The organism is Paenarthrobacter sp. (assembly GCF_031180005.1).
Taxonomy (GTDB): domain Bacteria; phylum Actinomycetota; class Actinomycetes; order Actinomycetales; family Micrococcaceae; genus Arthrobacter.
In genome coordinates, this window is the sequence record NZ_JAPSHI010000007.1 from 83,273 (window position 1) to 95,527 (window position 12,255).

A 12,255-nucleotide genomic window follows, 5' to 3' on the forward strand; every position below is an offset into this window, starting at 1 on the left:
TCGGCACTCACCGTTAGTGCCGACGTCGTGCTTCCTATTCGGCGACGTCGTCCTCAACGATCGGATCCTTCAAAAGAAGCGCCGTGCCTTGGAAGGCAGGCAGTTCCAGGAAGAAGCTGTGGAGATCATCCACCTGGCTGACGTCTTCGCCGCTGAAAAGATCGTGGACAGTGGAGCCCGGAACCAGGTGCGAGGACTGGATGCTGCCCGCAATGTCCTGGTCCGAGAAGTTCAGGACGGTGACCTGTAAAGCTCCGTCGGCGAGCTGGTTGACCAACACCAGCAGCCCTCGATGGGAAACGTCCGGCACGTCCAGCAGCGTGCTGGTGGCGATCCCCGACTCCTCCCGCACAGTAAGGATCTGCTGGAGCCGCCGGGCGTAAGAGTTCGGGTCCTTCAGCTGCTCGGGCAGCGGACCGTAGAGGCTCCGCGCACGGGCCATTCCGGCCAGGGAGGTTTTCGCATCCGGACTGGTGCCCATGAGATCGTGTGCGCCACGGTTGATCCAGCGGGTGTCGCCCTGCGACGTGAGCTCGCGGACCGTCTCGCGATCAAGCGCTGTGATGCCCGTGAGGTCCCAACCGGAAAGCGCGAAAACTCCGGGCTGCAGCGCGTTGTACATGGACAGCAGCACGTGGGCGTCCAGGACCTGTGCTTCCTGCTCCTGGGTGATGGCATCCTGATCCTTGATGCCGAGGGCCGCCATGATGAAGCTGACCGTGGTGCAAGCAATGCCGTTGGTAGTGAACACCGCGTTGTACGGTCCGTTCTCCCCCGTGAGCCGTTCCCGCATGGTGTTCTGGACTTTCTCCGCCACCTCCGCACCGGTTAGCTCCTCGCCGGCAAGTTCAAAGGTGTCGTCCCTGTGCCCGGCGGCAAAGTGGAGCAGCTCGTAGGTCAGTTCATCGTGGTTTTGGAGGGCATGAACCAACGAGGCCTGGTCCACGCCGATCTCCATGGAAAGCCGCAGGGTCAGGCGCAGGAACTCTGTATCGCCGATGACCAGGGCGTAGTGATAGGCGGGCCTGGTGATGAAGTCGTAAGAGAGGTCCGGGCCGGACTCGGACTGGGACTTGATGTCATCGATGGTGAGGTTGAGTTCCTGGAAGGAGAACCCGCCCACCTTGCGGATCATGGAACCAATAAGCTGATTGGCGGCCTCGGACAAGGGGTGGCCCTCGGACCAGCCCGGTTCTTCCTCCGCGCTCTTCTCCACGCCCAGGAATCCGTTGGCATCAAGCCGGAGCGCGCCGGTGCCCAGGTCCAGCAAAGAGTGCAGGGCATCGCCAACCACAAGGCGCATGCCGGCGAATGTTGGGTCCAGCCAGTTGATGGAAGGCTGGCCGGCCTTGAAGTAGTGCAGATAGACCCAGCGGCGGGTCTTGCCCGTGGTGTCGATGATGGGCTTGGTGGCGCTCCAATTGGTTTCCTTGACGCCGGGTTCGTAGAAGATGACCCGTTGCAGGCGCCCGATGATGTACCCGGCCTTTTGCAGGGCTTCCTCAGTCGCCGGGCTGATGTTCACCGAGTCCTCGCCCTCAGGGACGTCGGGCAGCAAGTGCCAGTCCTCTTCTGGGATATCCACCATGTGATAAATGCCGGGGTAATCCCGGAAGTTCATTTCAGCGAGTCGGAAGTCCGCTCCCTTGCCTGTGTGCCCGGGAACGATGTCGTCAATGACGGTGCCGCCGTGGTCATTGGCCACCTCGCACATCTGGCGGAACTCTTCCTCGGTGCCGAAAGCGGGGTCGATCGCCATGCTGATCCGGTCAAAGTGGCCGTCCACGCTGGGTGTCTGGGACCAGCCACGGATGCCACCGGCCAGCTTGACAGGTCCGGTGTGCAGGCCCCGGATGCCGATTTCGCTGAAAGCGTCCCAGAGTGCGGGATCACCCAACGCTGAAAGGAAAGACTGTCCATCCTTGGTGATGAACGACAAGGGGTAAGCCGTGAACCAGACGGGTGCGCGCTCCACGGCCGCCCGCGGATTCGGCCTGGCATAGGAGTTCTGCCACATGCTCGCCTGCCCCGAGAGTTGGCGCGCCATGGTGTTGGCGTCGCCCAGCATGGACTGGTTTCGAAGCCAATCCACGTAGGTCTTGTTAAGGCCGTCGAATTCCAACGATGGGCGGGCGGCGAAAAACTGCCGACGGCGGGCGATCGGCCGCAGTGCCTTGGGGCGAGCTGGATAGAACTGTTCGTCAAACGTGATTTCCGCCGGTTCGCTTGCGGTTTCATCGGGCGTTTCCTGTGGCGTCTCCTCCGGATTTCCTTCCGGAGTTTCGCTGATTTCTGACACGCTCTCGTTGACTGCAGGCTCCCGCACAGTTTTCTCCTTTACGTGGTCGCCGCGTCAACGCCGACCGTCCGAGGGGGTCGTTCAAGAGGTCACGTACCCGGGCTTGCCCGGACTATTCATGCTAGTCGGGGGAGCCTGCCGTTTGTCTAACCCGGGAACAAGTAAGTCTCGTTATTATGTGTTGGGTTGACCTTGGTGGCACGGCGGTGGACACGATAAAGCCCGACGTCGTCACTCAGGTGGGTGCCGACGTCGGGCTTGGAATTGTGCGGACTGGGTGTGGGGCTGTCAGTACCGCCACACCACCGTGTAGGCGTAGCCGTTGCCGTTCCGGACACACCCTTCGACCAGGCGCACGTAGGAACCGAATCCGGGCCTGGCGGCATCCAGGTTCGACTCGCAAGTCGCCTTCGTGTGAAACCAGTAAACGTAGGTGCTGGCAGCCTCGGCCGGGGCAGCCAAAGCAATTCCACCGCCAGCCAGGATAGAGGTTGCCGCGAATATGGACGCAATCTTCTTCTTTACGTTAGTCATTTCGATAGAGTAAGCATCTGGCCGAAGACAGTCAACGGTCCGCGAAAGCCCTATCCGGCCCTACGGGTGGGCCCCGAACAGTCATTACCGTGACTGGTGAAGATCGGAGGACACATGAAAATTGTTGTTATCGGCGGAAGCGGTCATATTGGCTCATTCCTCATCCCCAGGCTCGTCCGGGGCGGACACGACGTCATCAATATCAGCCGCGGGACCAGCAAGGCATACGTTGATGCGCCCGAGTGGCAGCAGGTCCGGCAGGTTACCGCGGACCGCCACCTCGAAGATCGCGAGGGCACCTTCGGTGACCGGGTCGCCGGACTGGGAGCCGACGTCGTAATTGACCTGGTGTGCTTCACGCTCGACTCCGCCACGGCGCTGGTGAACCGTCTGCGCGGCGAGACGGGGCATCTGCTGCATTGCGGGTCGATCTGGCGTTATGGTGCCAGTCGGAAGTTGCCCATCTCAGAGGGGTCGGACTCCACCGCGGAGCCGCTGGATGAATACGGCATCCAGAAACGCGATATTGCCGGGATGCTGAAGGATGAGACGGCCTCCGGAGGGCTCATCACTACGTCCCTGCACCCCGGACACATTGTCGGTCCCGGATGGCATCCCGTGGGTCCGCTCGGAAATTTCGATCCCTCCGTGTGGCAAAAGATCGCGGCCGGACAGCCACTTCAGATTCCGGGAAGTGGCACCGAACTGATGCACCACGTCCACGCGGACGACCTCGCGCAGGCCTTCGAGAAAGCAATGCAGAGCCGGGAATCGGGCGCCGGCGAGGACTTCAACATTGTTGCTCCGTCCGCCCTGACAGTTCGTGGCTACCTGGAGATCGCGGCATCGTGGTTCGGGCGGGAGCCACACTCGGAGATGGTCAGCTGGGAGGACTTTCGCGAAACCACCACGCCCGAACACGCTGACACGAGCTGGGCCCACCTCTCCCGCAACCACTGCCTCACCATCGAAAAAGCCAGGTCCCTCCTGGGCTACGCCCCCCGCTACGAGCCGGAACATGCCGTTCGTGAGGCGCTGCAGTGGCTTATCGGGAACAACAAACTTCAGGTTCAGATCACTTGATATCACGGCGTAACGCTCGACACCGGGACTCGCCTCAGTGCTGAAGGACACTGAACCTCGGCCTTCAGTGCCTCCCTGCGTTCGGTGAGGAAGGTGTTGGGTTCCGGCGCTGTATGTATTGGTGTCTGTACAACGGCCGCCCCAACACCGAAGCTTAAGGAGCGGAGGGGGAGCATCCATGTTCAAAGCGGCCAACAAAGGAGTGACAGACACCCGGCTCGACCACGCCTTCTTCGTCCTGGGCGGAGTCGCCGCAGTATGGCTTGCATTCTTGTTGGTGGGCGAGAGCTTCCAGCTGGGGTGGGGGCAGGTGTGGTTCTACGTGGTGTTCTGGGCGTTCCTCGCCTATTTGCTGCTCCCACGGCTCCACCGGATCCTGACCTCCATCTATGTGCCGGGCTATTTCATTGGACGGGCAAGGACCAGCGACGGGCTCTTGGGTGACCCGGTCAACGTTGCCTTGCTGGGCGCCGAGCCCCAGGTCCGCGCCATCATGGAATCTGCTGGATGGACCAACGCCGACGACGTCACTTTCGTCAGCAGCCGGCGCATCATCAGCTCAACTATTTTCCGGCGTAGCTACTCCGAGGCGCCCGTCAGTCCGTTGTATCTCTTTGATCGGCAGCAAGACTTCGCCTACCAGCAGGAAGTGGACAACAACCCGGGCAAACGCCACCACGTCCGCTTCTGGCGTTGCCCCGAAGGCTGGCTCCTACCGGGTGGACACAAAGTGGATTGGCTTGCCGCCGGAACCTACGACCGCAGCGTTGGCTTCTCCCTGTTCACTCTGCAGATCACGCACAAGATTGAGCAGAACACCGACGTGGAGCGGGACCACATCGTTTCAACCGTTTCGGCTGCGGAACCAGCTGTCTCAGTCCAAGTCATCAAGGACTTCTCCACCGGGTACCACTCACGCAACGGCGGCGGGGATTCAATCTCTACTGACGGCGACTTGCCGATCGTCGACGCTCGCGGCGTCCTGGTGCCCGCGGATCAGCCGCCCAGCCGCACCGATAGCAGGGACAGGCGGCCCGCCCCCATCTTGATGGGGGCTGCTTTGGTGGTGGCCAGGGCGGTGGCGGCTTTGGTTCTGGCGATCACGTTGTTCACCTCCGGCGGTGAAATTTCCGGGCTCACCTTCGACGACGACTCGTCAGACCCGCAAAGCACGACGGCGGCAATCGCCTTGATAGCAGCTGTGGTCCTGGTGTTCGGGCTGGGTGAAGTTTTCCTGGCCTGGCGCATCTTCCTTGGCAGCAATGGTGCCCGCGTGATTGCCATGGGCTTGAGCTCCATCTCGATCCTGGTCCAGGCAATCGACTACTCCACGGGCAGCGCAAACATCACCCTCGAAGCTGGCCTCTCCGGTTTGGCCACTGACATTCTGGTGCTCCTGGCCCTGTCCAGCCAACGTGCCCGTGTGTACGCAAAACGGCAGCGCGTTCCGGCGGTTCCGGCGTCGGTAGTTGGCCGGCGGGTACCTTCCTGACCCACTTTGAGGGCGACTGGGTCCGACGCGCCGTCCTTCGTGGCGCGTCGGGGTAATTTCAGATTCAAAGTGGGTGGTGACGGTACACGCCTGATTCAGAAGTCCTCCACTACCAAGCGCTGGCTGCGTCTAACCGGGTACGCCTCAAGCGTGGGTTCCGCCAGGATGGCACCGACCGCACTCAATGAGCCAGCGACGAACACGGACCTAGCGTAGATATCGTTTCCTACGAACCAAGCGGCATCATCCGGCAACCAATTCATGGCGAGCCGGTTGGGTGGTGAGTCGACGGGCTGGAGAGCCAGGTCGAGGTCGCCGTGGCGCACACGCATGACACGATCGAGGCTGGCGGTCACAGAAGGTGCTCCGCGCACTTCAGGCAGAAGTTCGCTGTATCCCTCCCCAGATGAGGAACGAACAATTCCGGGACGTCGTGTGCTTCGAAAGCACTTGGAAGAGCATGCTGGCCACTGTTTCGTCGATGCTTCCCATATCTGGCTCATAAATCGCATCCACGCCAACGCAAGGAAATGACGATGTCGCTCCATTGGGTTTCGGAATCAATCGACATTGATTCGCCAGCCATCCGGGACCATCGCAGCTTGCGGCCCTCGGCAGCCGACGCCGGGTTCAGCACGCGGACCAGGCCAGGAAAGCCTTGAGGGATCAGGCCATCCAGCGATCCCACCGGATGCCCAACTGTCCAGCGAGGTACCAATCGATGGCTTGGCTGGTGCTCGTATCGGTCACAGACCCATTCTTCCAGCCGGGCCGTGTCTCACGGTGTTCCTTCGCTACGGTACTTGGAGGCGGCCGCCGGCGTTCGCGGCGTCCCAGGGCTGCTTCGGATTCACAATGGGTGGACACGATGCCGCGAGCCCTTGTTGCCCTAACGGGCATAGGGATTGAAGAAAGACAAAAGTAAGAGCAGTTGAGAAAGCTAAAGAGTGGTCCATTTTGGCCGATGTCGCTGGATCGCTTTCCGCACCACGGTTACGATTCCCGCCTCATTGAGGAGGCAGAACCCAGGCGCTTTTTTGAACCGGGGATCGCAGGCATGCCGAAGAGCAGGTCCTGGCGTCCACGGCAGCCAGTGCTCCCGAGCCTCGTCGAAGATTCAATCAAGTACCCATCAAGTGAGTTGCTCCACGGAAGATGCCGTCATCCCGCCTCGGAAAACTGCTTCCCCGCCGTCGTTGCGTGATTCCGTCAAGTTCCCATCAAGTAAAACTGATGGCACCTTCGCCTAGCGCTAAGTGTTGATCGCTGTCGGCTCGGAAGCAGCCCAGCCCGGCACGTATCGCCGCATTTTTGGTGCGGCTTCGGGGTCGAACGGGGCGATGACTCCTGCCGCAACAGCCTCTCGGATCAAGCGCGAAGCTTGGGCGCTGTTTCGAGGTTCGATCCCGAAGCGCTCGCGGACTGAGGTATTAGTAGTGTGCTGCCGTGTAACGTGCCGCAAGCATGCATGAAGATAAACGGCTCGAACTCGATCTTCCTTATCCATTTTGGTTAGTGGTCGATATGCGAAAAGCACGACGCGAGTGTGGTTTTCTGTAACTTCTACCAGTGGTGCTGGCAGCTGGTGGTATTCGGTTTGAAAAACAATCTTGTCCCAGCCGCTTCCGCGTTCCTCGCAGATCCCCGCCCTCCGCATGACCGAAGCGAGGGCTTCGTTCCGAGATTGAGGTGGTGTGTCGACAAACCTCGCGGGATCCATTAGAGGCACACCCGGGCTTGTAAATTCGATACGGTCCTCAAATATTTCAAACATCGGTCCGGATCCCCCGACGGTGAAATCCTGATGGATAAGTGCATTGGCAAGGATCTCGCGAATTGCGAGTGGCGGAAACATGGGAACATCTTTCCTCAGGGCGCGTTCCACAACCTCATTAGCTGGCAGCAATGCCTCGATGTAGCCGACGAGGCCATCAAATCCATTCGCATAGCCTCTGGTACCTACTTGTTCCTTGAGGGTTTCGATTCGGCCGGCTCCGCGGTATTGAATAACCCGGGCAGCCTTCCTGGACAGATTTTGGAACTCGGATAGCCGCTTTGCAAACAGGAGTGCGCCAAGGTTGGTGATGTTCCACCCTCCAGAACCTGAGAGCTCAACGAAACGTTCGGATGCGAGGGCGTTGAGAATTTCGTTAGGAGTCCCGGGAAGTGGCTGTTCCATCAAGTCAAAGTATGCAGGATAGTCCAGTAGCCTCAGAACATCATCTGCTCGGACATTCTCGAGAGAAATTAGTCGCTCAAAGGGGGTCCGATCAAAAAGACGCCATAGCTCTCGTTCCTTCTGGGGGAATTCTTTGAGCTTCTTTTTGTAACTACCGATCCTGATATATTCAGTTTCTTGGAACCGTACGGGATGCCCATATGCGCGTTCGATGCGAAGTACTACGACATCCTTATCCTGAACCCTGACCTCGAAAAACTCGAAATTGATCTTGGGAGACACCACTCGCAACAGCCAGTTCTCGAGTTCCTCGTTGCCGATTTTCTTCTGCCGTGGCTTGAAGATGGTCCCGACGATGGCATGATCGGTGTCTCTGACACCCCAGATCATGTATCCGTATACTTGGCCCGCCATGGCAGCCGAGTTGGAGAGAGCAGAGATATACTCTCCGATCACTGCTGGATCAGCAATATTTTCCTTGAATTCAACCCATTCAGTCTCGTTGGGTAACGAGGCGAGTTCCACAACGAGATCTGGGAGACTGTTCTCGGGGACGGACAAGCTCATTTGAGATCCTCGTGCGGCCAACCAGAACCGACGCTCCAACGATTGCCCATCGAGTAGACCTCCCACCGAGTTTGTCCCAGCAGCATTTGCGCATGGGAATAAGTAGCCCTCGTTAGTTTGCCACGTTGCAGAGCATCTCAGCCGAAACTTGTGCTTTATCCACAAGTGAAAAGGTGGCTGCCTGTTTCGGACACCCTGAGACGTCTGTGACCACTGACCTCGGACAATGGGAGGCTTGGACGCGCTGTTGAAGGCTGCGTGTCGGGGTGGTTCCAGATCCAAAGTGGGTGGTGACGGCACACAGCCAGGAAGCCAGCCACCCATAAAAGCTCGACGGCGGGACTCAAGGTGAGTGCCGCCGTCGCGTGCTTCAGGGATGTGAGAGAGCGTCCGCGTGAAGCTGTAGGGATGTGAGAGAGCGTTAGGCAGTGACCGCCAGGGCATCGATCTCCACAAGCATGACCTCGTGCGGCAAGTCCACGAACACGGTGGTGCGGCTCGGCAGCAGACCGCTGGGCACGTTCTCGCGGATGAACTCGCCGTAAACCTCATTCATGGCGGCGAAGTCATCGCGGGTGGTCAGGTAGACGCGGAACATGAGGACGTCTTCGACGGAGGATCCACCGGCTTCGAGGATGGCCTTGACGTTCTCCAGGGTGCGACGCGTCTGGACTCGGACATCGCCCTCACCGATGTACTGGTTGGTGGCGGGGTCCATGGGGCCCTGGCCGGAGACCTGGAACATGCCGCCCTTCTTGATGCCCTGCGAGAATACGTGCGCAGGGGCGGGTGCGTTTTCGGTCAGTACTACGGTCTTTTCACTCATGCTGAGTTCCTTTCGTGGCTGATCCAGCCGAGGTCGTTGGAGATGGCCTCGGTGCTGGCTTTGAGGTCGGGCAGCAGCTCAAGCAAGCCTTCATAGCTGAGCATCACTACCGGTACCGAACAAGAGGCTGCGGCAACAACGGCGCCGCTGGCGTCGCGGATGGGGGCCGCGATGCAATGCACGAAGGCTTCGTGCTCAGCGTTGTCGTGGGCCCAGCCCTGTTCCTTGACCTGCTCGAGTTCGGCCAGCAAGGCCTCCGGCGAGGTCAGGGTGTTCTCGGTAACTTTCACGTAGTCCAGCCCCGCGGCGATTTTTTCCTGCCGGCTGCGCGGCATGTCGGAGAGGAGGACTTTGGACACAGCGGCCGAGTGCAGCGATGCAGTCAGGCCGATGCGCGAGTACATGCGGACGGGGTGGTGCGACTCGAACTTGTCGATGTACACCACCTCATTCCCTTCAAATGCGGCAAGGTGCACAGTGTGCCCGGTTCGGCCGTTGAATTCGGCCAGGTGCGGGTGCGCCACCTTGCGGATGTCCCGCTGTTCCAAAGCCAGCGATGACAGTTCAAAAAGCTTGGAGCCGAGCATGAAGCGCTGGTCTTCGTCCCGAACTACGAAGCGCTTTTCTTCCATGGCGTGCAGGAGCCGCATCACGGTGGTCTTGTGCACGGCGGCCTTGGACGCGAGCTCGTCCAGGGTTGCTGGCTTTGCGGCGAGCTCGCCGAGCAGGTCGATGGCTCGCATGAGGCTCTGGCTCACGATGTCACGCTCCGGTTCTGGTGTTGAATTGTCCGTCTTCAACATGGATAGCAGCCCACGCGTCATCCGAAGAATCGAGAATGGCCGCCAGCTCGGCGGCGTTGGGCAGCGGACCCCGATCGCCGTGCACGGTCAGGGTGCACGCAGCTGCAACATGCCCGCGGCGGAGGCTCTCCTTCTGGCCCAGACCGAACAGCATGCCGCTGAGGTAACCGGCGGCGAACGAGTCACCCGCGCCAACAGGCTCGACGACGGCGACAGACAGTGCGGGCACCTCTTCCCGGGTGCCGGTCCGGTCCAAAGAGATGGCGCTGATCGCCTCGTTCTTGATAACCAGCACCTTCGGGTCCGGCATCATGCGGCGAAGTTCTACTTCGTCGGTGGTGCCGAAGGCGTGTTCGGCTTCGTCTTTTCCAACGAGGACCACATCGGAGAGGTTCGCCAGCCGCTGCAGGACGGACCTGTCCTGGCCTGCCCAGAGAGCTTCACGCCAGTTGACGTCGAAGCTGATGATCCGGCCATTGCGAGGTGCGGTGAGGATTGCTTCCAACAGTGAAAGACACTCGGGGGAGAGGGCAGCGGTGATTCCACTCAGGTGGATGAGTGCAGCGTTCTCAAGCAAGGAGGAAACTGCGGGATTGGAAAGCGTGTCCCGTCCCATGGCTGACGCCGCGGATCCTTGCCGGTAGTACAACACCGAACTGCCGCCGTCGGGGTCCGAATCCTGGGCCGGGACCTTGACGTACAGGCCCGTAGGCAAGGATGCGTCCACTTCCACGCCGGTGATTCCCACGCCGTGATCCCGAAGCTCGTGCAGGATCCGGGTGCCGAAGCCGTCGTGGCCTACCCGGCTGACCCAGTGTGTGTCCAGGCCCATGGCTGCCAAGCCCATGGCGACGTTGGATTCCGCGCCGCCGATCCCGAAGTGGAGTTCCGTTGCCAGGTGCAGGGGGACGGCGTGGACAGGGGTAAGCATGGCCATGGTTTCGCCCACGCATACAGCTGAAAGCATCGTTCTCCCACTAGTTCGTGCGCTTCTCAGCGGCCTTGACTCTCGATCCGCCACCATGTTAGACATATCACCAGCAGGTTTGCAACCAGCGTTGCAAAATACGCAACGCACCAGAATCACCCAGCAACCCCACAACGCAGCTTCAAGAACGCAGCACAGCGAAGGGAACGAAACGCGTGAACACTTCCGAAGCCATCTCGGCATCCGCCGTGGCAGGCCTGGCTGACCGCCGTCTCGACTGGCGCCATAAAGCTGTGCCCGCATCCGCAAATGGCACCACACACGCGGACTTCCTCGCCGCCAAGCACACGCTCGCTGACCTCCAGACGCCGCTGCTCACCCTCGACGCCCGCGCCCTCCGTGCCAATGCCGACCGGCTGGCCGACTGGTGCAGGGAACGCGGCGTCCTGCTCGCCCCGCACGGCAAGACCACCATGTCCCCGCAGCTCTGGACCGACCAGCTCAACCGCGGCGCCTGGGGCATTACCCTGGCCAATTTCGCACAGCTCCGCGTGGCTCGTGAGTTCGGAGTAAGGAACCTGCAGCTCGCCAACAGCCTCACGGATCCGCACGCCATTCAGTGGGTTGCCCGCGTTGCTACGCCGGACGCGCCCATCCTTTCCTGGATGGACTCCCTGGGGACCGTTGAAGTCATCAACCGAACACTCGCCGGTAGTGAGGCTGTGCTGGATGTCCTGGTGGAGCTCGGCGCGCACGGCGGCCGGACCGGTGCCCGCTCTGTGGAGGCTGCCATGGAGATTGCCCGCGCTATCTCCGAGTCACCAAACCTGCGTTTGGTGGGCGTCAGCGGCTATGAAGGCTCACTCGCGCACACAGCGGACGACGCCGGATTGGCCGCCGTTCGCGGCTATCTAGCCAAGATGCGGCTGCTTCACGAGGAACTGCTCGCCGCAGACCTGTACGGTTCCAGCAAAGTGATCATTACCGCCGGTGGCAGCGCCTACTTTGACGACGTCGTGACCGTCCTCGCACCTACCATCAGCACCGGTGCCGAACTTGGGGGACCTGCCGTGGACCTCATGATCCGCAGCGGCGCCTACATCATCCACGACGACGGTTTCTACCGCGGAATCTCACCGTTTTCCCGCGAGGGTGATCAGCCCTTCAAAGCCGGCCTGTACGGCTGGGCGCGGGTTGTTTCGCAGACTGAACCCGGCCTCGCCATCCTTGACGCCGGGAAACGCGACCTCCCGTTCGACGAAGGCCTGCCCGAACCGCAGTTCATCGGACCTGTCCTGGGTGGGGCAATGGAGCCACTGCTTGACGCCAAGATCACCTCGGTCAACGATCAACACAGCTTCATGAGCTACGAAGCGTCCACCACCACTGTCCGTCCCGGCGATGTCGTCCGGCTGGGCCTCTCCCACCCATGCACCGCATTCGACAAGTGGACCGTCATTCCGGTGCTCGCGGACAGCGGATCAGCCGAAAGCCCAGGCAACCAGACCATCGTCGACCTCATCCATACCTTCTTCTAGGACAGC

At 60.6% G+C, this 12,255-nt stretch carries 10 protein-coding genes; 3 read left to right on the forward strand and 7 right to left on the reverse strand.

What is annotated here, in order from left to right; translation table 11 throughout:
- Nucleotides 1-34: 34 nt before the first annotated feature.
- Together treS and RIF72_RS07425 are read right to left on the reverse strand one after the other, a co-directional pair.
- On the reverse strand, nucleotides 35-2,326 hold the full coding sequence (treS, locus tag RIF72_RS07420) for a maltose alpha-D-glucosyltransferase (RefSeq protein WP_309074194.1): 2,292 nt from the start codon (nucleotides 2,324-2,326) through the stop codon (nucleotides 35-37).
- A 261-nt stretch (nucleotides 2,327-2,587) separates the two neighbouring features.
- Nucleotides 2,588-2,833 (reverse strand): hypothetical protein, encoded by a 246-nt coding sequence (locus RIF72_RS07425; protein ID WP_309074195.1) that lies wholly within the window; start codon nucleotides 2,831-2,833, stop codon nucleotides 2,588-2,590.
- Between the two features lie 114 nt (nucleotides 2,834-2,947).
- Between RIF72_RS07425 and RIF72_RS07430 the strand changes: the two genes are divergently transcribed.
- Both RIF72_RS07430 and RIF72_RS07435 read left to right on the forward strand, forming a co-directional pair.
- The gene (locus tag RIF72_RS07430; RefSeq protein ID WP_309074196.1) at nucleotides 2,948-3,916 is read left to right on the forward strand and encodes an NAD(P)-dependent oxidoreductase; all 969 of its coding nucleotides are present in this window, start codon (nucleotides 2,948-2,950) and stop codon (nucleotides 3,914-3,916) included.
- A gap of 178 nt (nucleotides 3,917-4,094) precedes the next feature.
- A complete protein-coding gene (locus RIF72_RS07435; RefSeq protein WP_309074197.1) occupies nucleotides 4,095-5,408 on the forward strand; it encodes an LssY C-terminal domain-containing protein in 1,314 nt (437 codons plus the stop codon).
- A 95-nt stretch (nucleotides 5,409-5,503) separates the two neighbouring features.
- Here RIF72_RS07435 and RIF72_RS07440 read toward each other — a convergent pair whose 3' ends face one another.
- From RIF72_RS07440 to RIF72_RS07460, 5 genes are all read right to left on the reverse strand, one after another.
- Nucleotides 5,504-5,764, reverse strand: coding sequence for a hypothetical protein (locus tag RIF72_RS07440; RefSeq protein WP_309074198.1), 261 nt, complete (start codon nucleotides 5,762-5,764; stop codon nucleotides 5,504-5,506).
- A gap of 896 nt (nucleotides 5,765-6,660) precedes the next feature.
- Nucleotides 6,661-8,154, reverse strand: coding sequence for an RNA-binding domain-containing protein (locus RIF72_RS07445; protein WP_309074199.1), 1,494 nt, complete (start codon nucleotides 8,152-8,154; stop codon nucleotides 6,661-6,663).
- 421 nt (nucleotides 8,155-8,575) lie between these two features.
- A complete protein-coding gene (locus RIF72_RS07450; protein ID WP_024818727.1) occupies nucleotides 8,576-8,980 on the reverse strand; it encodes a RidA family protein in 405 nt (134 codons plus the stop codon).
- On the reverse strand, nucleotides 8,977-9,783 hold the full coding sequence (locus tag RIF72_RS07455) for an IclR family transcriptional regulator (RefSeq protein ID WP_309074200.1): 807 nt from the start codon (nucleotides 9,781-9,783) through the stop codon (nucleotides 8,977-8,979). The genes RIF72_RS07450 and RIF72_RS07455 overlap by 4 nt, the downstream gene beginning before the upstream one ends.
- The gene (locus RIF72_RS07460) at nucleotides 9,743-10,750 is read right to left on the reverse strand and encodes a sugar kinase (RefSeq protein WP_309074201.1); all 1,008 of its coding nucleotides are present in this window, start codon (nucleotides 10,748-10,750) and stop codon (nucleotides 9,743-9,745) included. The genes RIF72_RS07455 and RIF72_RS07460 overlap by 41 nt, the downstream gene beginning before the upstream one ends.
- 176 nt (nucleotides 10,751-10,926) lie before the next feature.
- Here RIF72_RS07460 and RIF72_RS07465 point away from each other — a divergent pair, with 176 nt between their 5' ends.
- Nucleotides 10,927-12,249, forward strand: a complete 1,323-nt coding sequence (locus tag RIF72_RS07465) for an alanine racemase (protein ID WP_309074202.1) — start codon at nucleotides 10,927-10,929, stop codon at nucleotides 12,247-12,249.
- Nucleotides 12,250-12,255: the final 6 nt, after the last annotated feature.

Bases quoted from the DNA above. Each gene is read 5' to 3' on its own strand.
- RIF72_RS07425 (WP_309074195.1), bottom strand. From the start codon at position 2,833: ATGACTAACGTAAAGAAGAAGATTGCGTCCATATTCGCGGCAACCTCT.
- RIF72_RS07430 (WP_309074196.1), top strand. From the start codon at position 2,948: ATGAAAATTGTTGTTATCGGCGGAAGCGGTCATATTGGCTCATTCCTC.
- RIF72_RS07435 (WP_309074197.1), top strand. From the start codon at position 4,095: ATGTTCAAAGCGGCCAACAAAGGAGTGACAGACACCCGGCTCGACCAC.
- RIF72_RS07445 (WP_309074199.1), bottom strand. From the start codon at position 8,154: ATGAGCTTGTCCGTCCCCGAGAACAGTCTCCCAGATCTCGTTGTGGAA.
- RIF72_RS07450 (WP_024818727.1), bottom strand. From the start codon at position 8,980: ATGAGTGAAAAGACCGTAGTACTGACCGAAAACGCACCCGCCCCTGCG.
- RIF72_RS07455 (WP_309074200.1), bottom strand. From the start codon at position 9,783: ATGTTGAAGACGGACAATTCAACACCAGAACCGGAGCGTGACATCGTG.
- RIF72_RS07460 (WP_309074201.1), bottom strand. From the start codon at position 10,750: ATGCTTTCAGCTGTATGCGTGGGCGAAACCATGGCCATGCTTACCCCT.